This is a genomic window from Phyllobacterium sp. 22229, assembly GCF_052056495.1.
In the GTDB taxonomy this organism is placed as follows: Bacteria; Pseudomonadota; Alphaproteobacteria; order Rhizobiales; family Rhizobiaceae; genus Phyllobacterium; species Phyllobacterium myrsinacearum.
This window is the reverse complement of sequence record NZ_JBQEPA010000003.1, coordinates 310,009-333,801: the sequence shown is the minus strand read 5'-3', so window position 1 is coordinate 333,801 and position 23,793 is coordinate 310,009. Positions and strand designations below refer to the sequence as shown.

The window sequence follows — 23,793 nt, the reverse complement described above, 5'->3', positions numbered from 1 at the left end:
AATGCCGTCTGTCCCGGCTTCACCGAGACGCCGATGCTCGAGCGTTCCATCGGCACGATCATGCAGAAAACCGGCAACAGAGCGGTCGCGCCGTTTCGAGGAAGGTTCCGCGCGTCCTGCGGGTGACCGGCCGCAGCGTGAACGTCCTGCCGGCGGCTATGCGGGCGGCGACAAGCCGCGCAGCTATGCCCCGCGTCCGCCCCGCGGCGATGACGAGCGGGCCGAGCGTCCAAAACGTTCTTTCGGATCGGACCGGCCGGAAGGTTCTCGTGATGGTCCGCGCCCGCCCCGCCCGCCACGGGTTGGCAAGCGCGAACGCGCCGAACTGAAAGAGCGGGAAGCCGCAGGCGGCAAGCCGTCCCACCAGTCCGAGCGCCCCAATCGCGCCGAACGTCCATACGGCACCAGCGGCCGCCCAACCCGGCAGGATGGCCGTTCCGGTGACCGGCCCTATGGCGGACCGAAAGGCGCGGCACCGCGTGGTGCGCCATCGAGCGCTCCCAAAGGTCCGCGCGGCGGTTCCGGCGGCGGCGCAGGCCGTCCGCCACGCAAACCCAAGCCATAGGCGTGGACTTCATGCGGATTGTCGGCGGCAAATTTCGCGGGCGGGCCTTGGCGACGCCGAGTACCAATGCCATCCGGCCAACCACGGACCGGACGCGGGAAAGCCTTTTCAACATTCTGGTGCACAATTATCCGGAAAAGTTTGAAGCTACCCGCGTGCTGGATCTTTTTGCCGGCACCGGCGCTCTGGGGCTTGAAGCCATGTCCCGGGGCGCGCGCTATGGTGTCTTCATCGAGGAGTCGACGGAAGGGCGCGGCCTGATCCGTACCAATGTCGAGGCCTTCGGTTTGCTTGGCAATACCAAGATTTTCCGCCGCGATGCCGCCAAACTCGGTGATGCCGGAACAATAGAACCCTTTGACCTCGTTTTCGCCGACCCGCCCTATGGCAAGGGCCTTGGCGAACTTGCCTTCACATCGGCGCTTGAAGGCGGTTGGCTCAATCCCGACACACTTCTCGTGCTTGAAGAAGAAGCCGAAGCCGTGATCAACCTCGATTCGCGGTTCTCGGTGGCCGAAGAACGTCACTATGGCGGAACAATCATACGATTTGTCACGTTGAGCGGCTAAATCGGGCGACCGGATCAAACTTGCTCCGGTTTCGAACAGGATTGCGAAGGAAGACTGATGCCGCAAATATTGAGCCGCGCCATTGCGGCATTCGTTTTGGCCGGAACATTATCGACTGCCGGTTTCATCCTTCCCGCCCATGCCCAGACGATGGCGCAACTGACTGCTGAGGTTCAGAAAGCCGATAGCGCGGGTGTCTCGTCCTTCCGCCTGGAGAACGGTTTGGACGTGGTGGTGATTCCCGATCATCGCGCCCCCGTCGTTACCCATATGCTCTGGTATCATGTGGGGTCGGCCGACGAAGAGCCGGGCAAGTCAGGCATTGCGCATTTCTTCGAACACCTGATGTTCAAGGCGACCAAAACCTATCCGGCAGGCGAATTCTCCCGCAAGGTGGCTGAAATCGGCGGCCGCGAGAATGCGTTCACCTCCTATGATTACACCGCATTCTTCCAGCAGGTGTCGCCGCAGGCGCTTGAAATGGTGATGACCTATGAGGCGGATCGCATGGAAAACCTCATCCTCAACGAGGATGTGGTGAAGACCGAGCGCGACGTGGTGCTTGAAGAGCGCCGTTCGCGCACTGATACCAATCCCGCCGCCCTGCTGTCCGAAGAGGTCAACGCGACGCTCTATCAGAACCATCCCTACCGTTTCCCGGTGATCGGCTGGTTGCACGAGATGCAGCAGCTCAACCTCAAGGATGCGCTCGCCTTCTACGAAAAATTCTACACGCCGAACAATGCGACACTCGTTGTCTCGGGCGATGTCGATGCGGCCGAGGTCAGGACGCTGGCGGAAAAGACCTATGGCAAGGTGCCACGCCGTTCGGAACCCGGCCAGCGCATGCGGCCGCAGGAACCGGAACAGAACACCAAGCGCACCGTGTCGCTTGCCGACCCGCGCGTATCGCAGCCGAGCTTCCAGAAAATATGGCTGGTGCCTTCCTATAACAATGCCAAGCCCGGGGAAGCCGAGGCGCTCGATCTCCTGAGCGAAATCCTCGGCGGCTCCACGCGCAGCCGCGTTTATCAGGCGCTGGTCGTGCAGGACGGATTGGCCGCCAGCGCCGGCGTCTATTATCAGGGCGGTGCGCTCGATGACGGGACATTCGCCGTCTACGGCGCCCCGCGCGGTTCAGCCTCCCTGCAGCAGGTGGAAGCTGGCGTGGATGCGCAGATTGCCCGCATCATCAAGGATGGCATTACATCCGATGAACTGGAGAAGGCCCGCAACCGCTTTCTGAAAAGCGTTATCTTTGCCCGGGACAGCCAGGCGGGTATGGCCCGCATCTACGGCTCGACGCTGTCGACCGGTCAGACGATCAAGGATATTCAGGAATGGCCGGATCGCATTCAGGCGGTGAAGGTTCAGGATATTCAGGATGTGGCCAAGCGCTATCTCGTCGATTCGCGCTCGGTGACCAGCTACCTGATGCCGGAGAACGGCAAGCCTGACGAGAAGATACCGTCGACGGGTGAGACCGCACCGATGCAACCACAGACCGAGGGAGTCATCCAATGATCCGCCTGTTGACGCCCGCTTTCAACCGGATGGCCGCTGCCTTGCTGCTGGTCTTTCTCGCCGCAGCACCTGTCTACGCGGTGGAAATCAAGGAAGTCGTGTCGCCCAAGGGGATTCGCGCCTGGCTGGTGCAGGATGATTTTGTTCCGCTGATTGCGCTGCAATTTTCCTTCCAGGGCGGTTCGGCGCAGGACCCCAAGGGCAAGGAAGGCCTTGCCAATCTGATGACCGGCCTTTTCGATGAAGGTGCGGGCAATCTCGATTCCGATACGTTTCAGGAAAAGCTCGACAATGTCGGCGCCGAAATGGGTTTTACGGCCGGGGATGACCGCATTTCCGGTGCCATGCGCATGCTGTCCGACAAGCGCGATGAAGCCGTCGATCTGCTGGCCCTCGCGGTCAACACGCCGCGCTTCGATCAGGCGCCGATTGACCGTATTCGCCAGCAGGTGGTCGCCAACATCAAGGCTGCCGAGCGCGATCCGAACACCATTGCCGGCCGCAAGTTTGCTGAAGCGCTGTATGGCAATCACCCTTATGGCCGCCAGTCGCAGGGCACCGAGGCCAGCCTGGCATCGATCACCCGCGATGATCTCGCCGCCTATCACAAGCGGGTCTTTGCCCGTGACAAGCTTATCGTCGGCGTTGTCGGCGCGATCAGCGCCGAACAGCTGGGACCGCTGCTCGACAAGGTATTCGGCGACCTGCCGGAAAAGGCCCAGCTTGATCCCATTGACGATGCCAAGCTGGCATTGGGCAAGACCACCCGTGTCGATTATCCCCTGCCGCAGACATCCATTTCCATGGTCTATCCGGGCGTGCGGCGTCAGGATGCGGATTTCTTCCCCGCCTACATCATGAACCACATTCTGGGCGGTGGCACTTTCTCCTCAAGAATTTACAGTGAAGTGCGCGAGAAGCGCGGCCTGGCCTATTCCGCCGGTTCAGCCCTCATCAGCAGAGACCACATGGCCGCCCTGACCATCTCCACGGCCACCCGCTCCGACAGGGCCGGGGAGACGCTGCAGATCCTCAAGGACGAGGTTGCCCGCATGGCCAAGGATGGCCCGACCGGGCAGGAGCTGGCCGAGGCCAAGAAATATCTTGTCGGCTCCTATGCCATCAACAATCTGGATTCGTCGTCGGCGGTCGCCAGCACGCTGCTCGGCCTGCAGGATGAGCATCTGGGCCGCGACTATATCGACAAGCGCGCGGATCTGATCAATGCTGTGACATTGGATCAGGTGAAGGCTGCGGCAAGGAAACTGCTTGAAACCGATCCGGCCATTCTGATCATCGGGCCGCCCCAATCCTGATCAACCGGGGATTTGTCATGAGCGCACGCGATCTCGAAAGTGTTTCCGGTTCTGCGGGAACCAGCGTTGTCAGCAGTTCACCAAGCTTTGCCATTGCCTTTGGCGGCGGCGGGGCGAGGGGGCTTGCGCATATCAATGTCATCGAGGCGCTGGATGAGCTTGGCATCAGGCCGGTGGCCATTTCCGGTTCCTCCATCGGTGCCATCATGGGCGCGGGCATGGCAGCCGGCATGTCCGGCCGGGATATTCGCGACTATGCGGTGGCAACATTGTCGCGGCGCGCCGAAATCGCCGCACGGCTCTGGCGCCTGCGCCCGGCAACCTTCGGCGAAATGTTCGGCGGCGGCATCCGCTTCAGCCAGTTCAATATTGAAAAGCTGCTCAAGACCTTCCTGCCCGAACAGATACCCGATACGTTCGAGGAACTGCCCATCCCGCTCAGCGTCACCGCAACGGATTTTTACGGTCAGCGGGAAATTCCCATCCACGAGGGTGATCTTTTCAACGCCATAGCGGCTTCCGCTGCCATCCCGGCGCTGTTCCGGCCGGTGCGCCGCGACGACCGTGTGCTGATCGACGGCGGGATCTACAATCCCGTGCCCTTCGATCATTTGAAGGACAAGGCCCAGTTCGTCATCGGCATCGATGTTGTCGGCGGCCCGGAAGGCGATGGCCGCAAGTTTCCGTCATCGATTGATGCGATGTTCGGTGCCAGCCAGCTGATGATGCAGTCGATCATCGCGACGCGGTTGCGGACCGATCCGCCGGCGATCTTCCTGCGTCCCAGCGTTGCCCGCTTTGGCGTGCTGGATTTTCTGCGGGTTGAACAGGTGCTGCGCGAGTCAATCGGCATCAAGGACGAATTGAAGCGCGCCGTTGATGCCGCCATTGCCTATACGGAACATGCCGAACAGGAATAGCAGCCTATGTCCCGGCGATGGCCGGTTCCGCCGGCCGCGTCCATTTACAGAAACGACATGACCTCAAGATAGACGGCCCACCAGAAGATCATCCCGAACGCCGCCATGCCATACCACAGCAGCGCCATGGCGAGACGGTTGCGCTTTTCGGTTCGAAACAACCCGCGATGCAGGGCGGGGTCCGGTGTAGGGGCGACTGCGATTGCGAATGTGACCATGATAAATGAGCCTTGCTGACTGTGCGTTCGTTGCTTTTTAGCAGGATCAGCGCGTCATCAGAATCCGTAGTCTTACCGATCTCACTCCGCCGGTTCGGGGTCGGGAAGCATTTCTTCCGTATCGATGCGCTTGGATTCGCGCGTCGGCTTGATCAGCGGCTCCGGCGTGACCGGGCGGGTCAGCAGCAGGTCATTGCCTGCCATCAACCCTTCGGACGCCTGGATGTGCAGCCGGTCCTCGTCACGGCGGCGGATGTCCTCCATGATCTCGTAGGCCACATCTTCGCTGGTTCCGAGCTCTTCAAGCGTGCGGCGGCCGAACAGCAAGCCTGATTCAAAGGTCTCGCGCAATTCATACTGTACGCCGCGGGCGCGCAGTTTCAGCGTGTGCCCCCGGTCATAGGAACGCACGAACAGCTTGATATCGGGATATTCCGACTGGATGAGCTCGACGATCCGGTCGGTGGTCTCTTTCTTGTGCGTGCAGATGGCAACGATTTTCGCCTGGCGGATACCGGCGGCTTCCAGCACTTCCTTGCGTGTGCCATCGCCGAAATAGATGCGGAAGCCGAATTTCGAGGCGGCGCGGATGCGGTCGGCCGAAGCGTCGATCAGCGTGACGCTGGTGCCGCCCGCCAAAAGGATCTGCGCGGCGATCTGTCCGTAGCGGGAAAAGCCGATCATCAGCACGTCGGCACCGGCGGCTCCGTCGAAATCCTCGTCGATCTGTTCTTCCGCATGGGCGGCAACAAGGAAGCGGTTGCCGAGAGCGACCGATAGCGGCATGACGGCCATGGACAGTGTGACCACCGCGATCATCTCCGATGCCGTCGAGGTGCTGAGCAATCCGGCAGCGGCCGCCGTGGTGAACAGGACGAAGCCGAACTCACCGCCCTGGGGCAGAAAGAAAGCGATGCGGACCGCATCATTGTGATTGCACCGGAACAGCCGCGCCAGGATGTAGACGACAAGCGCCTTCACCGCCATGAACACGGGAACGGCGAGAAGAATCGCCTCCCAGTCGGCAAGGATGACCTTGAGGTCAATCGACAGTCCGACGGCCATGAAGAACAGGCCGAGGAAAATACCGCGGAACGGTTCAATGTCCGCTTCCAGCTCGTGCCGGTAGGACGATTCGGCCAGAAGGACGCCGGCAATGAACGCGCCCATGGCCATGGACAGCCCGGCAAACTGCATCAAAAGCGCGGCGCCGAGCACGACGAACAGGGCGGCGGCAATCATCACCTCGCGCGCGCCGGTATTGGCGATGAACCGGAACAGCGGATTGAGGAGATAGCGGCCCACCGCAACGATGGCGCCGATGCAGACGATGGCGATGAGGAATTTACCAAGCGGGTCCGCCTGATGCTGGGCGGAACCGGGTGCAAGCACGGGAATCATGGCCAGCAGGGGAACGATCGCCAGATCCTGAAACAACAGGATGGCGAAGGAAGTCTGCCCGTGCGGCATATTGGTTTCGCCGCGCTCTTCCAATATCTGCATGGCGAATGCCGTGGACGAGAGCGCGAGGCCGAAGCCGATGACCAGAGCCGCCTGCCAATTGACGAGATGGAAGGCGAGGATAAGCCCGGTCAATGCCGCGCCGGAGACGATGACCTGCGCCGCGCCGAGGCCGAAAATCGCATGGCGCATGTTCCACAGGCGCGTGGGTTTCAATTCGAGGCCGATCACGAACAGCAGGAAAACCACACCCAGTTCGGAAAAATGCAGAACCTGCTCGCCATCGGTGATGAGGTTGGCCAGCGGCCCGATCAGCAGGCCCGCCGCGAGATAACCGAGCACGGTTCCAAGCCCGAGCCGTTTGAACAACGGGGCGGCAATGATCGCTCCGGCCAGCAGGGCCAGGGCCTGAAAGTAGAGATTGCCGCTTTGTGAAAGCATGAGCCTGACCCAGTCTGTTGCGAATGTTACCAGTGTTTGCCTTGATAGACCCCAATTTGCACCATATAGGAGGCAGTGCATTGTCTGATCATTGGTCAGATATGTCCTTGCATCCTATCATGCAATCAACTCTAGGGATGAATATGATCGAACCGGCCAATTCCCGCGAATTCGTTGACAATGCCGCTGCGCTTGTCGAAGCCGCACGCCGGGCCGGAGCCGACGCCGCCGATGCGGTTGTCGTGCGTTCGCGGTCGACGGGTGTCAGCGTCAGGCTTGGCAAGGTCGAGGCGACCGAATCTTCGGAAAGTGACGATTTCTCCCTGCGCGTCTTTGTTGGCAGGAAAGTGGCAAGCATATCGGCGACCGCCGGTTCCGATCCGAAAATTCTGGCCGAGCGTGCCGTGGCCATGGCCAGGGTTTCGCCGGATGATGCCTTTGAAGGCCTGGCCGATCCGGCCAATCTGGTGCGCGATATCCGCGACCTCGACCTTTTTGATCCGACGGTTGTCGCCGCCGCGCGGCTGACCGAGGATGCACTGGCTGCGGAAGCGGCGGCTCTTGGCGTGGAAGGCATCACCAATTCCGGCGGCGCATCGGCTTCCGCCGGGCTTGGCGGCATGGTGCTGGTGACGTCGGGCGGCTTCGTCGGCCATTACATGGGCTCGCGCTTCTCCCGCTCGGTCAGCGCCATCGCCGGTACGGGTACCGCGATGGAACGCGACTACGATTTTTCCTCGCGCCAGCATTTCGATGCACTCGAGGATCCTGCGGCCATCGGCCGTTCTGCCGCCGCGCGCGCGGTCAAGCGCCTGGGTGCCCGGCAGGCCAAGACCGGCGTGGTCAATGTGGTTTACGATCCGCGCGTGGCCCGCGGCATCGCATCCCATCTTTCCAGCGCCATCAATGGCGCGTCGGTTGCGCGCAAGACCAGTTTTCTGAAAGATCGCATGGGCCAGAAGATTCTCGCGGACAGCATCAACGTCACGGATGATCCGCTGCGCATCCGCGGCTCGTCCTCGCGGCCCTTCGACGGCGAAGGAATTGAAGGCCAGGCACTGACCATGGTCGAGAACGGTGTTTTGAAGCACTGGTTCCTGTCCACGTCCACAGCCAAGGAATTGGGGCTGAGCACCAATGGCCGGGGCGTGCGTTCGGGGTCGACGGTTGTTCCATCGTCCAGCAATTTTGCCATCGAGCCGGGGGATGAAACGCCGGAAGCCCTGATCCGCGCCGTCGGCAACGGCTTCTATGTCACGGAGCTTTTTGGCCAGGGCGTCGATATGATCACGGGACAGTACAGCCGCGGCGCCTCCGGTTACTGGATTGAAAATGGCGAGCTGGCCTATCCCGTCAGTGAAGTCACGCTTGCGTCCAACCTGAAGGATATGTTCCTGAACATGGTCGCGGCGAACGATATTGACCGTAATTTTGGCGTCGCCAGTCCGACACTCCTGATCGAAGGCATGACTCTTGCCGGCAAGTGAAAAAAATCGCGATGATCTTGCCCTGATCCGGGAGGCGGCGGAAGGTGCCGGGCGTATTGCCTTGTCCTATTTCCGCCAGGACCCGCAGGTCTGGATGAAGACGGGCAATTCACCGGTGACCGAAGCCGACCTTGCCGCGGACAAATACCTGAAGGACATGCTTTTGACCGCCAGGCCTGATTATGGCTGGATTTCCGAGGAAACCCTCGATGACCGCGCGGCAACACCGCGCCGGCGCTTTTTCGTCGTCGATCCCATCGACGGCACGCGCGCCTTCATCGAAGGAACGGATGTCTGGTGCGTCAGCGTGGCGGTTATCGAGGATGGCCGCCCGGTGGCGGGCGTACTGGAATGTCCGGCGCGCGGCCAGACGATCACAGCGCTCCCAGGGCAAGGGGCTGAACAGAACGGCGCGGCCATTCATGTCAGCACCAGCGGCGTTCCGTTCAAGGTAGCGGGGCCGGGGCCTTTCCTCAAGAAGCTGCCTGACCATTTCCAGCAATCCATGATCGCTGCGCCCTACATCGCCTCGCTGGCCTATCGCATCGCCATGGTGGCCCGGGGTGACATTGCCGGGACCTTTGTCCGGCCGAATTCCCATGACTGGGATCTGGCGGCCGCCGATCTCATTCTTGCGGAGGCGGGCGGTCACGTGTTGACGGCGAACGGCAAGCCGCTGACCTATGGTTTGCGCAACAACGAGACGGGTGACTATCGCCATGGTGCGCTTGTCGCTGCCAGCGGTTTATTGATGGACAACATGTTGGACGTTGTCGCCGAAACCGCCTTCGGCTAAACAGACTTAAATTTTAACGATTGATCACTGAACGGATGGGCGACCATGAGCGAAAATACAGCAGAACCGAAGCAGTTGCTTCACCTGGTTTTTGGCGGCGAACTGAAGAAGCTCGGCGGTGTTGAATTCCGCGATCTGGAAAAGCTGGATATTGTCGGCATCTATCCGAATTTCGAAACGGCACAGCGCGCCTGGAAATCCAAGGCCCAGCAGACGGTCGACAATGCCCATATGCGCTATTTCATCGTGCACATGCACAAATTGCTCGATCCCGATACGGGCAAGGCAAGCTGACCGGTTCTCCGGTCACGCATTGACGACGGCATGATTGATAACAGCACAGCAACCGCCAAGGCGCCCCGCAAGAAGAACGGGGTGCTGAAACGGTTTTGGCGCTCCATCCGGGGGCCGCTGGCAAAGTCGCGTTTTGTCCGCTTCCTGGTGGTCTGGCTGATTACCCAGTTTTTCCGGCTGGTGAATGCCACCAACCCGCGTCTGCCCGGCTCGTCCGATCTGGAGGATATGAAGCGGGGCGGTGAGCCGTTCATTGCCGTGGCCTGGCATGGCCAGCATCTGATGGCGCCCTTCCTGATGCCGCGCGGCGTGCGCTTCGCCGCCATGTTCTCCAAGAGCAAGGATGCGGAACTCAACGCACGGGTAGCCGAACGGTTCGGTGTGGAGATCATCCGCGGTTCCGGCGGGCGGGAGCCTACAAAAAGCATTGAAAAGGGTGGGGTAAGGGCCTTGCTCGCCCTGAAAAAGGCATTGAAGGACGGTAAGACGGCGGCAATGATTGCTGATATTCCCCATGGGACACCCCGCGATTCCGGTCAGGGTGTCATTCTCCTTGCCAAACTGTCGGGCCGCCCGATCATTCCCATCTGCTATATGACATCGCGCAGGAAAATTCTCGAGAAGAGCTGGGATAAGACAACCATTCCCTTGCCATTCGGCAGGTCAGGGTTGATTGTCGGCGACCCGATCTTTGTCCCCGAGGATGCTGATGATGCAATGCTTGAAGCCAAGCGTGTCGAATTGACCGCCAGCCTGAACGCCAATACGGCACGGGTGCAGGCGCTTGTGGATGGCCGGGCATGAGCGAACGGTGGGCGCGCATTGTCCTGAGCACCTATCGCTGGGTGGGTGCCATGGTCTTTCCGGCGGTTGGTGCCTATGTCGCCTTCCGCGCCAGCAAGGGCAAGGAAGAACGCGGGCGTCAGGGCGAGCGTTATGGCGTGGCCAGTGTCGCGCGGCCGGCAGGACCGCTGGTTTGGGTCCATGCGGCGAGCGTCGGTGAAACCTCGGCCGTCACGCCGCTGGTCGAAACCATCGTTGACATGGGAATCAATGTCGTTCTCACCACCGGGACCGTGACATCGGCCAAGATGGTGCAGGAGCGTTTGGGTGACCGGGTCATCCATCAATATGTGCCGCTCGATCTGAAACCGGCGGTTGACCGGTTCCTCAGTCATTGGCAGCCCGATCTTGCCGTGATCTGCGAGTCCGAGATCTGGCCCATGACCATTCTTGAACTGGGGCTGCGGCGGGTGCCGCAGGTTCTGGTCAATGGCCGCCTGTCCGATAAATCCTTTGCGGCCTGGCAGAAACGGCCGTCCATCGCCGAAGCGCTGTTTGAAAATCTCGCCCACGTGGTGGCCCAGTCCGACATTGACGGCGAACGGTTCCGCGCGCTCGGTGCCCGTCCGGTCACGGTATCGGGCAATCTGAAAGTCGATACGGCAATCCCGCCGGTCGTGGAGTCGGAACTTGAGGCTCTGCAGAGGCAGATCGGCAAGCGCAAGACCTGGGCTGCCATTTCCACCCACCAGGGTGAGGAAGACGTCGTTGCGCAAGTCCATCACATGCTGAAGGTCCGGCATCGCGACCTTCTGACCATCATCGTGCCGCGTCATCCTGACCGTGCGCCGGCAATTGCCGAAGACATCGAAAAGCTCGGCATGAAGGTGGCATTGCGCAGCCGCTGCGATGTCATCGCGCCGGATACCGACATCTATCTCGGCGATACGATCGGCGAGATGGGCCTGTATCTGCGGTTGACGGAAATCGCTTTTGTCGGACGGTCTCTCATGGCGCAGGGCGGCCAGAATCCGCTGGAGCCCGCCATGTTGAAGACGGCGATCCTTTCGGGCCGCAACGTGCAGAATTTCCGCGATTCCTACCAGCGCCTGATCAAGAACGGGGCGGCCAAGCTCATCCGCGACAAGGACATGCTGGCTGGGGCGGTCAACTACCTCTTCAACAATCCGGCTGAACGCCAGGTCATGATCGATGCGGGAACGAAGACGGTCGAAGACATGCGCGGTTCGCTTGATCTGACCATGACGGCGCTCGAGCCCTTCATCCAGCCCCTGGTGCTGAAGGCGCGATTGAACGCCCGTGAAGGTGGCTGGAAATGACCAGCGAAGCGCCTCCATTCTGGTGGGAAAAGCCGGATTGGCGCGCGCGGGCCCTCAGCCCCCTGTCGATGATATACGGTATGGTCGCCGGACGGCGCATGCGCCGCGCCAAGCCGCCTGCCGTTCCGGTGCCGGTTTTGTGCATCGGTAATTTCACCGTCGGCGGCGCGGGCAAGACACCTACGTCCATTGCCTTTGCGCAGGCCGCGGTTGCCGCAGGTCTGAAACCCGGTATTGTCTCGCGCGGCTATGGCGGCGCCTTCTCCGGACTGCACCGGGTTGATCCGGACCATGACAGTGCCCGGCATGTCGGCGATGAACCCATGCTGCTTGCCCGCCATGCGCCGGTGGTTGTATGCGCCGACCGCTTTGCCGGTGCCACTGCACTACAGGCGGCGGGATGCGATTTCATCATCATGGATGACGGGTTCCAGAGTGCCCGCCTGCATTTCGACTATGCGCTGATGGTCGTCGATGCGGGGCGGGGTATTGGCAATGGCCACGTTATTCCCGGCGGCCCGCTGCGTGCGCCGCTGACGGATCAGCTGGTGCGTACCGATGCCCTGCTCAAGATCGGATCGGCCAATGGCGCCGACCATCTCGTGAGGAACGCTGCACGTGCGGCCAAGCCGGTATATGAAGCCACGCTTCAACCCAAGGCGGTGCTCGGCGTTGCTGATAAACCGCTGCTTGCCTTTGCCGGCATCGGCGATCCCGCGAAATTCTTCCGCACGCTGGAAGAGGCGGGGGGCGTGATCACTGAGGCGCGCCCCTTTCCGGATCACCATCCCTATACGGACGAGGAGATCGCCGATCTCGTCAGAAGCGCCGATGCGGAAGGTTTGACCCTGATCACCACGGCGAAGGATCATGTTCGCCTGCTCGATGGCAGTGAAATCGCCAGGCAGTTCGCCGCGAGAACGCAGGTGCTGGATGTGGAGCTGGTCTTTGCACACCCGCAGACCGCATCGCGTATCATCGGCGAAACCCGGGAAAGAGCGCGCCTGCGTTTTATTCGCCGCTCATAGCCCGCGACGGAAGTTGCGTATGCGTGGCGGCGTTTCGCCCATGGGGATATCCATGGAGCGGCCGGTTGTCTGGCTGTATTGCCGGTCATTTGCAAAGAGGATTCGTCCCGGCGTACCGATCTGCACGGACAAGGCGACCTTTGGTGCTGATTTCGCCGCCGGTATTTCAATCTCATAGGCAATGGGGAAATAGCCGCTGCGACCCAGCGTGAAGCTTGTCTCGCCGATCACCGGCATGGGTTTGGAGTTGCCGTTGGTCGCGTCATAGGCGGTGATGTAAACGACCGAGCTTGGTGAAAGCCGAGCCAGCGGCGATCCGCGCAGATAACCCTTGATCGTCTTGGTCGGTCCGCTATAGGCCGGTTCGCGTTTGGCGCCCATCGTGGTGCAGCCGCCGCCCAGAAGAGCAATCGCGGCAAGGGCCAGAAGCGTGGACCGGCGATTGATCACCGGTCAGGCCTTGCTGCGCTGGCGCAGCGACGGGTTCATTGCAAGCTCGCGCTCAAGCGAAATCGTTGCATCCGCATAGGCTTCCTGGCGGGCAACGCTCCAATACCGCAGTTCATCCAGCGCAATCTTTTCCGACGTCACGGCGCACAGCACGTAAGAGCCCGGCGACAGCACCTGAAAGTCGCCGTCGAGGTAGCGTATCTTGGCTTCGCGCGAGCCGGGGCCTTCAAACCTGTTCATTGTCCGGTGGTTTCCAATTCTTTTCGTCAGCTCATTTAGGCGGCAGATGCCCTGCGGGTCAAGACGTCAGCGCCTGCCGAACAACCGCTCGATATCCGTGAGCTTCAATTCGATATAGGTGGGCCGGCCATGATTGCACGTGCCTGAGCCGGGCGTGTCTTCCATCTGGCGCAGCAGCGCATTCATCTCGTCCGGTTTCAGCCGCCGGCCGGAGCGCACGGAGCCATGGCAGGCCATCGTGGCGGCAACATGATCGAGAATGGCTTTCAGACCGTCGGATGTATCGTGTTCGGCAATCTCGTCGGCAAGGTCGCGGATGAGCTGCTGCACGTCGATCTCACCCAGCATGGACGGGGTTTCCCGCACGGCAACCGCACCGGGGCCGAAGGCTTCGACCCCGAGGCCGAAACGCGACAGGGTTTCCGCATGGGCCACAAGCCGTTCCACATCCTCTTCCGGCAGATCGACGATCTCGGGAATGAGCAGCATCTGCGCGGGCAGCGGTCTTGAATGCAGCGCCGTCTTCAATGCCTCGTAGACAAGCCGCTCATGGGCCGCGTGCTGGTCGACGATGATGAGGCTGTCTTCCGTCTGCGAGACGATGTAATTGGCATGTATCTGCGCGCGTGCGGCGCCGAGCGGAGCAGCCAGCAGCGCGTGCGGCGCTTCCGCAGTGCTTGCCCGCGTATCGGTGGCCAGCACCTCCGCTTCAGCCAGGAAGCTGCGTACCGGTTCCGAGAAACCGTTGCTTGTATAAGATGGTGCCGGGTCGGGTGTGATGGGGCGAAAGGCAGACTGCTGGGGTGTATAGTTCTGGTTGACGGAGGGGGCGCCTTGCCAGTGCTGTGCCGGTTGGGCCGGACGCAAAGGCTCCGCTCCGCCGAGCCGGAAGGACTGCAGCATGGCCTCCGCCCCGCTGGTGGCGGCGCGGATGCCGGAGTGGCCAAGCGCCTGACGGATCGCGCCGACGATCAGTCCGCGCACGAGGCCCGGATCGCGGAAGCGCACATCGGCCTTCGCCGGGTGCACGTTGACGTCAACCAGCGCCGGATCGAGGTTGAGGAACAGCACCACGACCGGGTGCCGGTCGCGGGAGATCACATCCGCATAGGCGCCGCGGATGGCGCCCCATATCTGCTTGTCGCGCACCGGCCGTCCATTGACATAGGCAAACTGGTGCAGGCTGTTGGCGCGGTTGAAAGCGGGTATCCCGGCAAATCCGGTCAGGCGTACCCCGTCGCGCTCCGCATCGATGGCAAGCGCGTTCTCTGGGAATTCCCTGCCGAGAACCTGTGAAATCCGCTCCAGCATGCCGGCCGAGCCAATGCCCGTCGCCGCAAGCTCGAGCGGCGTGCGGTCGCTGCCCGCCAGTGAAAAGCGGATATGCGGGAAGGCAATGGCAACCCGCTTGACGATATCGCTGATGGCCGAGGCTTCGGCCCGGTCCGTCTTCATGAATTTGAGACGTGCGGGCGTGGCAAAGAACAGGTCGCGCACCTCGGCAATCGTGCCATTGTTCATCGCCGCCGGACGCGGGCCGTCCATATGACCGCCATGCACGCTGATCTCGAAACCGGAATCGGCCTGTGCCGTGCGGGATTTGACCGACAGCCGCGATACCGAGCCGATGGAGGGCAGGGCCTCACCGCGGAAACCCAGCGCCCGGATGTCGTGCACGTCATCTGTCAGCTTGGACGTGCAATGACGCGAAACAGCCAGTGTCAGTTCATCCGAAGGGATGCCTGAGCCATTGTCGGTGATGCGGATGAGGTTCTTGCCGCCGCCCGCCGTCACCACTTCGATGCGGGTGGCCCCGGCATCGATGGCGTTTTCGACAAGCTCTTTCACCACGCTCGCGGGGCGTTCGATGACTTCACCCGCTGCGATCTGGTTGATGATGGTTTCGGTGAGCTGTTTGATGGCCATGCCATACATATAGGGGATTCGTCCCGCGACGGAAATTGGTCGCGGCCAAAGCACACCGGAATATATTTTAAGCCAAAACTATCTGGCCATCGACGCGATTTTGGTGCTAGGTCTGGTAAAAGCATTATGGAGGAAATTACATGGCGCATTCCAAAGCTTCCTTTGTCTGGACGGATCCGTTTCTGCTGGAAGATCAGTTGACCGAAGACGAACGGATGATCCGGGACAGTGCGCGGGCTTTCGCGCAGGGAGAGCTGGCACCGCGTATCGAGGAAGCCTATCTTGAAGAAAAGACCGATCCGGCGCTTTTCCGCATGATGGGCGAGGCTGGACTTCTCGGCGTCACCCTGCCGGAAGAGTATGGCACCGCCGGTGCGTCCTATGTCGCCTATGGTCTGGTTGCGCGCGAAGTCGAGCGTGTCGACAGTGGCTATCGCTCGATGATGAGCGTGCAGTCCTCGCTGGTCATGTATCCGATCTACGCCTATGGCTCGGAAGAACAGCGCAGGAAATACCTGCCGAAACTGGCATCGGGCGAGTGGATCGGCTGCTTCGGCCTGACCGAGCCGGATGCGGGTTCCGATCCGGCCGGGATGAAGACCCGCGCCGAAAAGGTTGCCGACGGCTACCGGATTTCCGGCTCGAAAATGTGGATTTCCAATTCGCCCATCGCCGATGTCTTCGTGATCTGGGCCAAGTCCGATGCGCATGACGGCCAGATTCGCGGCTTCGTGCTTGAGAAGGGCATGAAGGGTCTTTCCGCTCCGAAAATCGGCGGCAAGCTGTCCTTGCGCGCCTCCATCACCGGTGAAGTTGTCATGGACGGCGTTGTCGTTGGCGAAGAGCACCTTCTGCCCAACGTTGCGGGCCTCAAGGGGCCGTTCGGCTGCTTGAACCGTGCCCGTTACGGCATTTCCTGGGGCGTGATGGGCGCGGCGGAAGATTGCTGGCAGCGCACGGTGCAATATGGCCTCGACCGCAAGCAGTTCGGCAAGCCGCTGGCGGCCACGCAGCTGTTCCAGAAGAAATTCGCTGACATGCAGACGGAAATCACGCTCGGCCTGCAGGCCAGCCTGCGGGTTGGCCGCCTGATGGACGAAGACCGGATGGCGCCGGAGATGATCAGTCTGGTCAAGCGCAACAATTGCGGCAAGGCACTGGATATCGCCCGCGTTGCCCGCGACATGCATGGCGGCAACGGCATCCAGATCGGCTATCACGTCATGCGTCATGCGCAGAACCTTGAAACGGTCAATACCTACGAGGGCACGCACGATGTGCACGCGCTCATTCTCGGGCGCGCCCAGACCGGCATTCAGGCATTCTTCTAGGAATGGCCGACAGGCTCGTCCTGCTAGGAACCAAGGGTGGCCCGGCAATCCGTCCGGGCGGCCCATCGCCGACATCGACGCTGCTGGACATATCAGGACGGCGGATCGTCATCGACTGCGGTCTTGGCGTCGCCCGCGCGCTGGTCAATGCGGATGTGTCGCTCAAGGATCTGGATATGATCCTGATCACGCACCTGCATTCCGACCACGTGCTCGAACTCGGCCCGCTCATGCACACGGCCTGGACGTCTGGCCTTGCCCGCAAGGTCATGGTCTATGGTCCGGCCGGGATTGAAGACTACTGGTCAGGTTTCCTGCAATCCATGCGCTACGATATCGATCTGCGCATCGGGGACGAGGGCCGGCCCGATCTGCGCGATCTTGTCGAGCTGAAGGTTTATGCCGATGGTTTGGTCCATCGGGACGCGGAACTGACGATCACCGCCTTGCGTGTCGATCATCCGCCGGTTGTCGATTGCTTTGCGCTCAAGATCGAAGCGTCAGGCAAATCCATCGTCTTTTCGGCCGATACGGCCTATTTCCCGCCGCTGGCCGGTTTTGCCCGGGGGAGCGATCTTCTCGTGCATGAAGCGATGCTGCCGGAAGGCGTGGACCGTCTCGTCGCGCGGACGGGCAATGGCGCACGCCTGAAAGACCATCTTCTCGCCAGCCACACGCTCGTTGAAGATGCCGCGCGGATCGCGGTGGCAGCCGAAGTGAAGCATCTCGTGCTGCACCACCTCATTCCTGCCGACGATCCGCAATGCGGCGAAGCCGACTGGCTGGAAGCCCTGCATGGCAAGTGGGATGGCGGGTTGACCATCGGCCGTGATGGTCTGGTCATCCCGCTTTAGAGCCCTTCCTGTCCGAATGCAGTTTTTCAAGTGCCGCCAGCAGGATGCACAGCGCAATGCCTTCAGACGCCAGTGCCACTTCCTGCAGGGAAGGGAATGTCGGTGCGAGGCGCAATGTGCGGTCGTGCGGGTCCTTGCCATGCGGTGAGGTCGATCCGGCTGGCGTCAGGATGACACCAGCCTGTTTGGCCAGTTCGACCACATGCTTGGCGGTGCCTTCCATCGCATCGACGCAAATGAAATAGCCGCCCTGCGGCTTTGACCACTCGGCGACGCCCGTACCGGCGAGGCGCTTTTCCAGGGCATCATTGACCATGTCGAATTTCGGCGCGATCAGGGCACGGTGCGCCGCCATGTGCTTGCGTATGCCATCCTCGTTCTTGAGAAACCGCACGTGACGCAACTGGTTCAGCTTATCCGGTCCGATTGTCCGCTTGCTGGCGCTGGCAAGATACCAGCGCACATTGGCAGGTGACGAGGCGAAGAAGGCAAGGCCGGCACCGGCCAGCGTCACTTTCGAGGTGGAGGCGAAGACAAAGGCCCGGTCGGGATGTCCGGCCTTCTCGCACAGGTCGAGAATATCGGGGATCTGGTGCTCGGTTTCGGTGAGATGATGCACCGCATAGGCATTGTCCCAGAACAGGCGGAAATCCGGAGCGCCGGTTTTCATCGCGGCAAGGCGTTCGATCACCGCGTCGGAATAGGTCTCGCCCGACGGGTTGGAGTATTTCGGTACGCACCACATGCCCTTGACGTTTGGATCAGCCGCGAGTTGCTCGACCATGTCCATATCGGGTCCATCACCCTTGAGCGGTACGGGAAGCATGCGGATGCCGTATTCCTCCAGAATGGAGAAATGCCGGTCATAGCCGGGCACCGGGCAGATGAAAGCCGGGGCTTCCGTCTTCTGCCAGGGTTCGGTACTGCCGGGAACGCCCTTGACCCAAGCCCAGAGCAGGCAATCATGCATGAGCGCCAGGCTGGAATTGTCGCCGACAACGATCCGGTCAGGCGATGTGCCGAGCGTCGGCGCGAACAACGTGCGCACTTCCGCCAATCCCTGCAGATTGCCGTAGTTGCGGGCATCTTCACCGGCCTCGCTGAAATGGTCGCCATTGCCGGGCAGGGTCAGCATGCCGTTGGCGAGCGCCAATTGCTCCGGGCTGGGTTTGCCGCGGGTCATGTCGATCTTCAGCCCGCGGGCGCGAAAGGCCTCGTATTCAGTCAAAGTCTTTTGGAGCAGGGCGGCGAAATCGTCGCTGTTCAGATCGGCAATACGGCTCATGGGAAGGTCAGCTCTGTTGTCTATAGGTCTGGGGCGGTCAACGGTAAGACGGCTGCGGGGACCGCAGCCGTTCTTGCATGGTCAGCCTTTCTGCTGCTGAACAATGCCGTAAATATTGGTCGAGCGGGCGCCGGAGCGGCAATAGGCCAGCACCGGCCCATCCGCTTCTTCCAGCGCTGCGGCCATTGCGTCGACATCGTCCTGGGTCAACTGGCCCGAGACAACCGGAACGTAGTAAATCGGGATGCCTGCCTTTTCGGCAACCTTGGCGATTTCGGCAAATTCCGGCTGATCCGGCGATTCGCCATCGGGGCGGTTGCAGATCAGGGTCTGATAGCCTGCCGCAGCAATATCGCGTACATCGTCGGGTGAAATCTGCCCGGTCACGGCGAAGCCTTCGTCAATCTGACGGATATCCATTTTCTTTCCTCGAGAATGTGATTGGTGGCAGCACCATACATCAAACCAAGTCCAATGCCACATCAAAGCCGATTGATCGGAGCGGCAAATTGCAGGGTTCTGCTTTATAAATAGGCATATAAGACTAATTGATAATAATATAGGCATTCTACCGCCACCAAGGCAGTCACTGCTTCATCGGTGCCCAGTGCAAACGCCGTAATCCGCGGCCAAAACCCAAGATTTTACGATTGTATCGCGCGGTGCTCTCCGGTTGGCACGGTCGTTGCATTGTATTCCCTCGGTACAAACAACCATAAAGAGGGGTTTACCTGAATGTTCAGTCTGACAGCCAGATTCATTGGAACCTTCGCCGCCGCCGCAATGGGAGCGACGCTGGCCCTTGCGCCGGCCAAAGCGGCGGAGGATACGATCAAGGTCGGTATTCTGCATTCGTTGTCCGGTACGATGGCGATTTCCGAAACCACGCTCAAGGACACGATGCTGTTCCTCATTGACGAGCAGAACAAGAAAGGCGGGGTTCTCGGCAAGAAGCTCGAGGCCGTTGTTGTCGATCCGGCATCGGATTGGCCGCTGTTTGCGGAAAAAGCCCGTCAGTTGATCGAACAGGACAAGGTCGCGGCGGTTTTCGGCTGCTGGACATCGTCGTCGCGCAAATCCGTGCTTCCGGTTTTCGAAGAATTGAACTCGCTGCTGTTCTACCCCGTTCAGTATGAAGGCGAGGAAAGCTCGCGCAACGTCTTCTATACGGGTGCCGCGCCGAACCAACAGGCCATTCCCGCCGTTGATTATCTCGCCAAGCAGGAAGGCGTAGAGCGCTGGGTTCTCGCCGGTACGGACTATGTCTATCCGCAGACCACCAACAAGATCCTGAAGGCCTACCTCAACGCCAAGGGCGTGAAGGATGAGGACATCATGATCAACTATACGCCGTTCGGTCATTCCGACTGGCAGACGATTGTGTCCGACATCAAGAAGTTCGGCTCCGCCGGCAAGAAGACCGCAGTGGTCTCCACCATCAACGGCGATGCCAATGTGCCGTTCTACAAGGAACTCGCCAACCAGGGCATCAAGGCTGAAGACATTCCGGTTGTTGCCTTCTCGGTGGGCGAGGAAGAACTGGCGGGTCTCGACACCAAGCCGCTGGTTGGCCATCTCGCCGCCTGGAACTACTTCGAATCCGTCGATTCCGATGCCAATGCCGAGTTCATCAAGAAATGGCATGCCTATATCAAGAACGACAAGCGGGTGACCAACGATCCGATGGAAGCAACATTCATCGGTTTCAACATGTGGGTGAAGGCCGTCGAAGCTGCTGGCACCACCAAATCGGATGCCGTCATCGATTCGATCGTCGGCGTCTCTGTCCCGAACCTCTCCGGCGGTTACGCGGCGATGATGCCGAATCATCACATCACCAAGCCGGTCCTCATCGGCGAAGTGCAGGCCGATGGCCAGTTCGACATCGTCTACAGGACGCCGGGCCTCGTCGTCGGCGATGAATGGTCGGACTATCTGCCGGGTTCGAAGGATCTGATCTCCGATTGGCGCAAGCCGCTGTCGTGCGGCAATTTCAACGTTGCCACCGGCAAGTGCGGCGGCGCGACCAAGACGAACTAAGCATTAAAATCAGGCTCCGGCTTCGGGTCGGGGGCGACAACGCCGAAGCCAACTCCATCCCCGTCTCATGGCGGGGATGGAGCTCCTCCCAGGAATTTCAAATGTGGGATTGTCGAATGTCATTGAGCCGCTTCCTGTCCATCATCGCGATATTCGGGTTTTGCGTGTTTCCTGCCGTCGCCGGTGCGCAAGGCATGGGCGACGCCAAACTCACATCGCTGGTGCAGGCGCTGGCCGGTGATAATTTCGACGAGACGAGCACGGCTGTTTCCGGGCTCGCCAAAAGCGGCGCGCCGCGCGCCGCTGCCATTCTCAACGCATTGAGTGCAGGCGATCTCTATGTCTCGAAGGCCGACAGATCGGTGTTTATCGGTATGCGCGACGGCTCGGATTATGCGGCAACCGATCCGCTGAGCGGTGCAAAACTGCCTCCCGTTCCGCGCAATACGGCGGAGAAGATCAAGGTCAACAACCGGCTGCGCCGCGATATCGCTGCTGCCATCGGCGGCCTGACATTGATGAGCGGCGATGCGGCGGAGCGCCGGTCGGCCGCCGAAGCAATCCTGAAGAACCGCGATCCCGACTCCATCCCGCTGCTGGACCAGGCTTTGTCGTCCGAGAAGGATGCGGGGATCAAACTGCTGATGCAGCGGGCCAAGGCCGCCGCCGTTCTCAATTCCAGCGCGCCGGACGATATGAAGATCGCAGCCATCGCTGAAATCAAGTCCGGCAACGGCCGTGAGGCGCTTGGTCTGCTGACCCCGCTCGCCGGTGTCGAGGGGCCGGTCGGTCAGGCCGCCAGCGCGGCGATATCCAGCATCAACGCAGAACTCGAAATCTGGAACGGCATCCAGAACGTCATTTACGGTCTGTCGCTTGGCTCGGTTCTGCTGCTGGCCGCCATCGGTCTTGCGATCACATTCGGCGTCATGGGGGTCATCAACATGGCCCATGGCGAAATGGTGATGATCGGCGCCTACACAACCTTCGTGGTGCAGCAGATCATCCGCACATCCATGCCGGGGCTGTCGGAATATTCACTTCTGCTGGCCCTGCCTGCCGCCTTTCTCGTCTCCGGCGCCATCGGCGTCGTCATTGAGCGCGGAATCATCCGCTTTCTCTATGGCCGGCCGCTGGAGACCCTGCTGGCCACCTGGGGCATATCGCTGGTGCTGCAGCAGGCGACGCGCTCGTGGTTCGGTGCTTCGAACGTTCAGGTGGGCAGTCCGTCATGGATGTCGGGCTCCTTCGATGCCGGTATGCTGACGCTGACATGGTCGCGCCTCTGGATCATCGTCTTTGCCCTGTCGGTCTTTGCCGTGCTGCAACTGGTGCTGAAGAAAACCATGCTCGGCCTGCGCATGCGGGCCGTCACGCAGAACCGGCGCATGGCATCGTCCATGGGCATCCGCACGCCATGGGTCGACGCGCTTACCTTCGGTCTTGGTTCCGGCATCGCGGGGATCGCCGGCGTTGCGCTCAGCCAGATCGCCAATGTCAGTCCCAATCTCGGCCAAGGCTATATCATCGACAGTTTCATGGTGGTGGTCTTCGGCGGTGTCGGCAATCTCTGGGGAACGCTGGTCGGGGCCATGTCGCTCGGCATTGCCAACAAGTTCCTTGAGCCCTTTGCCGGGGCCGTCCTTGGCAAGATTCTGGTGCTGGTCCTTATCATTCTGTTCATCCAGAAGCGTCCGCGCGGTCTCTTCGCACTCAAGGGAAGGGCCATCGAGGCATGATCACCCAATGGTTTTTCAGGCATGGCGACCGGCGCAGCCGGATTGCGATCTTCCTTCTCCTGGCGGTTGCCTGTCTGGTGCCGGTCTTCAACCTGCTGATGCCGGACACCTCGCCGCTGCATATCCCGACCTATCTGGTTTCGCTGTTCGGCAAATACCTGACCTATGCGCTACTCGCCGTGGCGCTCGACCTGGTCTGGGGTTTTTGCGGCATTCTTTCGCTCGGCCACGGGGCGTTCTTTGCGCTTGGCGGCTACGCCATGGGCATGTATCTGATGCGCCAGATCGGCCCACGCGGCGTCTATGCCGATCCGGTCCTGCCGGATTTCATGGTGTTCCTCAACTGGAAGGAACTGCCATGGTTCTGGTACGGTTTCGACAATTTCTGGTTCGCGGCGCTGATGGTCGTGCTGGTTCCCGGTGCGCTGGCCTTCGGCTTCGGCTGGCTGGCCTTCCGTTCGCGCGTCACGGGCGTCTACCTCTCCATCATCACCCAGGCCCTGACCTATGCCTTGCTGCTCGCCTTCTTCCGCAACGACATGGGATTTGGCGGCAATAATGGCCTCACGGATTTCAAGGACATTCTGGGCTTCAACGTGCAGGCGGGGGCGACCCGCTCGGCGCTGTTCGCCGCAACCGCCCTGTTTCTGGCCCTCGCGGTTCTCGTTTCCAGTTTCATCATCCGCTCGAAGCTCGGCAAGGTGCTGGTCGGCGTGCGCGATGCGGAAAGCCGCATGCGCTTTCTTGGCTATCGTGTCGACCGGTACAAGCTGTTCGTGTGGACGGTCTCCGCCATGATGGCGGGCATTGCCGGGGCGCTCTATGTACCGCAGGTGGGCATTATCAACCCGTCCGAGTTCGAACCCGCCAATTCCATCGAAGCGGTCATCTGGGTGGCGGTCGGCGGGCGCGGCACCATCATCGGTCCGATTATCGGCGCGATACTGGTCAATTTCGGCAAGACCTACTTTACCGCCGCCTTTCCGGAGATTTGGCTGTTTGCCCTCGGCGCGCTGTTCATCCTCGTCACGCTGTTCCTGCCCAGGGGCATTATGGGACTTTACGGCTCGTGGACGAACCGGAGCGCCAGCCATGCGGCGCGCAAGGACGACGAAGTGCTGCCGCCGGTGGTGAAGCAGGGCGGCCAGCTCGCCCCGGTACCCGAACCCCAGGCTGCGGAGTAGCC

At 60.9% G+C, this 23,793-nt stretch carries 22 protein-coding genes and 1 pseudogene; 16 read left to right on the top strand and 7 right to left on the bottom strand.

What is annotated here, in order from left to right; translation table 11 throughout:
* From ACTJJ7_RS05600 to ACTJJ7_RS05580, 5 genes and pseudogenes are all read left to right on the top strand, one after another.
* Positions 1 to 565 (top strand): annotated as a pseudogene (locus tag ACTJJ7_RS05600) (hypothetical protein); the annotation flags it as partial.
* Positions 566 to 576: 11 nt separating this feature from the next.
* A complete protein-coding gene (gene rsmD / locus ACTJJ7_RS05595; protein WP_105736730.1) occupies positions 577 to 1,134 on the top strand; it encodes a 16S rRNA (guanine(966)-N(2))-methyltransferase RsmD in 558 nt (185 codons plus the stop codon).
* Positions 1,135 to 1,191: 57 nt separating this feature from the next.
* Positions 1,192 to 2,658 carry a M16 family metallopeptidase gene (locus ACTJJ7_RS05590; RefSeq protein ID WP_440965871.1) on the top strand — a complete coding sequence of 489 codons (1,467 nt, stop codon included), beginning with the start codon at positions 1,192 to 1,194 and terminating at the stop codon, positions 2,656 to 2,658.
* Positions 2,655 to 3,974: a M16 family metallopeptidase gene (locus tag ACTJJ7_RS05585; protein WP_440965869.1), complete on the top strand. Its 1,320-nt coding sequence runs from the start codon at positions 2,655 to 2,657 to the stop codon at positions 3,972 to 3,974. Before ACTJJ7_RS05590 ends, ACTJJ7_RS05585 begins: the two co-directional genes overlap by 4 nt.
* A gap of 17 nt (positions 3,975 to 3,991) precedes the next feature.
* Positions 3,992 to 4,894, top strand: coding sequence for a patatin-like phospholipase family protein (locus ACTJJ7_RS05580; RefSeq protein ID WP_105736227.1), 903 nt, complete (start codon positions 3,992 to 3,994; stop codon positions 4,892 to 4,894).
* A gap of 44 nt (positions 4,895 to 4,938) precedes the next feature.
* Here the strand turns inward: ACTJJ7_RS05580 and ACTJJ7_RS05575 are convergent, their stop codons facing one another.
* Positions 4,939 to 5,112, bottom strand: a complete 174-nt coding sequence (locus ACTJJ7_RS05575) for a hypothetical protein (protein WP_158531267.1) — start codon at positions 5,110 to 5,112, stop codon at positions 4,939 to 4,941.
* Positions 5,113 to 5,193: 81 nt separating this feature from the next.
* Complete coding sequence (locus tag ACTJJ7_RS05570) at positions 5,194 to 7,014, bottom strand: monovalent cation:proton antiporter-2 (CPA2) family protein (RefSeq protein ID WP_105736225.1); 1,821 nt, start codon at positions 7,012 to 7,014, stop codon at positions 5,194 to 5,196.
* Positions 7,015 to 7,157: 143 nt separating this feature from the next.
* Here ACTJJ7_RS05570 and ACTJJ7_RS05565 point away from each other — a divergent pair, with 143 nt between their 5' ends.
* From ACTJJ7_RS05565 to lpxK, 6 genes are read left to right on the top strand one after another with little or no spacing between them, the layout of a single operon-like run.
* Positions 7,158 to 8,501, top strand: coding sequence for a TldD/PmbA family protein (locus ACTJJ7_RS05565; RefSeq protein WP_130268762.1), 1,344 nt, complete (start codon positions 7,158 to 7,160; stop codon positions 8,499 to 8,501).
* The gene (locus ACTJJ7_RS05560) at positions 8,488 to 9,297 is read left to right on the top strand and encodes a 3'(2'),5'-bisphosphate nucleotidase CysQ (protein WP_105736223.1); all 810 of its coding nucleotides are present in this window, start codon (positions 8,488 to 8,490) and stop codon (positions 9,295 to 9,297) included. The genes ACTJJ7_RS05565 and ACTJJ7_RS05560 overlap by 14 nt, the downstream gene beginning before the upstream one ends.
* 45 nt (positions 9,298 to 9,342) lie before the next feature.
* The gene (locus tag ACTJJ7_RS05555) at positions 9,343 to 9,591 is read left to right on the top strand and encodes a DUF4170 domain-containing protein (protein WP_105736221.1); all 249 of its coding nucleotides are present in this window, start codon (positions 9,343 to 9,345) and stop codon (positions 9,589 to 9,591) included.
* A 30-nt stretch (positions 9,592 to 9,621) separates the two neighbouring features.
* The gene (locus ACTJJ7_RS05550) at positions 9,622 to 10,395 is read left to right on the top strand and encodes a lysophospholipid acyltransferase family protein (protein WP_105736219.1); all 774 of its coding nucleotides are present in this window, start codon (positions 9,622 to 9,624) and stop codon (positions 10,393 to 10,395) included.
* Positions 10,392 to 11,714, top strand: a complete 1,323-nt coding sequence (waaA, locus tag ACTJJ7_RS05545; RefSeq protein ID WP_440965867.1) for a lipid IV(A) 3-deoxy-D-manno-octulosonic acid transferase — start codon at positions 10,392 to 10,394, stop codon at positions 11,712 to 11,714. The genes ACTJJ7_RS05550 and waaA overlap by 4 nt, the downstream gene beginning before the upstream one ends.
* Positions 11,711 to 12,742 (top strand): tetraacyldisaccharide 4'-kinase, encoded by a 1,032-nt coding sequence (gene lpxK / locus ACTJJ7_RS05540; RefSeq protein ID WP_440965865.1) that lies wholly within the window; start codon positions 11,711 to 11,713, stop codon positions 12,740 to 12,742. The genes waaA and lpxK overlap by 4 nt, the downstream gene beginning before the upstream one ends.
* Here lpxK and ACTJJ7_RS05535 read toward each other — a convergent pair.
* The 3 genes from ACTJJ7_RS05535 to mutL all read right to left on the bottom strand — a co-directional run bounded on the left by ACTJJ7_RS05535 (position 12,737) and on the right by mutL (position 15,358).
* Positions 12,737 to 13,192 (bottom strand): hypothetical protein, encoded by a 456-nt coding sequence (locus ACTJJ7_RS05535; RefSeq protein ID WP_440965863.1) that lies wholly within the window; start codon positions 13,190 to 13,192, stop codon positions 12,737 to 12,739. The two genes, lpxK and ACTJJ7_RS05535, sit on opposite strands and share 6 nt — an antisense overlap.
* Before the next feature lie 3 nt (positions 13,193 to 13,195).
* Complete coding sequence (locus ACTJJ7_RS05530) at positions 13,196 to 13,432, bottom strand: DUF2093 domain-containing protein (RefSeq protein WP_105736211.1); 237 nt, start codon at positions 13,430 to 13,432, stop codon at positions 13,196 to 13,198.
* Positions 13,433 to 13,498: 66 nt separating this feature from the next.
* On the bottom strand, positions 13,499 to 15,358 hold the full coding sequence (gene mutL, locus ACTJJ7_RS05525) for a DNA mismatch repair endonuclease MutL (RefSeq protein ID WP_440965861.1): 1,860 nt from the start codon (positions 15,356 to 15,358) through the stop codon (positions 13,499 to 13,501).
* Positions 15,359 to 15,498: 140 nt separating this feature from the next.
* Between mutL and ACTJJ7_RS05520 the strand changes: the two genes are divergently transcribed.
* A complete protein-coding gene (locus tag ACTJJ7_RS05520) occupies positions 15,499 to 16,689 on the top strand; it encodes an acyl-CoA dehydrogenase (protein WP_105736209.1) in 1,191 nt (396 codons plus the stop codon).
* Positions 16,690 to 16,691: 2 nt separating this feature from the next.
* A complete protein-coding gene (locus ACTJJ7_RS05515) occupies positions 16,692 to 17,543 on the top strand; it encodes an MBL fold metallo-hydrolase (RefSeq protein ID WP_440965858.1) in 852 nt (283 codons plus the stop codon).
* Here the strand turns inward: ACTJJ7_RS05515 and ACTJJ7_RS05510 are convergent.
* Positions 17,530 to 18,828, bottom strand: a complete 1,299-nt coding sequence (locus ACTJJ7_RS05510; protein WP_440965857.1) for an aminotransferase class I/II-fold pyridoxal phosphate-dependent enzyme — start codon at positions 18,826 to 18,828, stop codon at positions 17,530 to 17,532. The two genes, ACTJJ7_RS05515 and ACTJJ7_RS05510, sit on opposite strands and share 14 nt — an antisense overlap.
* Positions 18,829 to 18,909: 81 nt before the next feature.
* On the bottom strand, positions 18,910 to 19,248 hold the full coding sequence (locus ACTJJ7_RS05505; RefSeq protein WP_130268767.1) for a TIGR01244 family sulfur transferase: 339 nt from the start codon (positions 19,246 to 19,248) through the stop codon (positions 18,910 to 18,912).
* A 315-nt stretch (positions 19,249 to 19,563) separates the two neighbouring features.
* Between ACTJJ7_RS05505 and urtA the strand changes: the two genes are divergently transcribed.
* The 3 genes from urtA to urtC all read left to right on the top strand — a co-directional run bounded on the left by urtA (position 19,564) and on the right by urtC (position 23,791).
* On the top strand, positions 19,564 to 20,868 hold the full coding sequence (urtA, locus tag ACTJJ7_RS05500; RefSeq protein ID WP_440965855.1) for an urea ABC transporter substrate-binding protein: 1,305 nt from the start codon (positions 19,564 to 19,566) through the stop codon (positions 20,866 to 20,868).
* Between the two features lie 116 nt (positions 20,869 to 20,984).
* A complete protein-coding gene (gene urtB, locus ACTJJ7_RS05495) occupies positions 20,985 to 22,607 on the top strand; it encodes an urea ABC transporter permease subunit UrtB (protein ID WP_440965853.1) in 1,623 nt (540 codons plus the stop codon).
* Positions 22,604 to 23,791 (top strand): urea ABC transporter permease subunit UrtC, encoded by a 1,188-nt coding sequence (urtC, locus tag ACTJJ7_RS05490; protein WP_440965852.1) that lies wholly within the window; start codon positions 22,604 to 22,606, stop codon positions 23,789 to 23,791. The genes urtB and urtC overlap by 4 nt, the downstream gene beginning before the upstream one ends.
* Positions 23,792 to 23,793 lie beyond the last annotated feature (2 nt).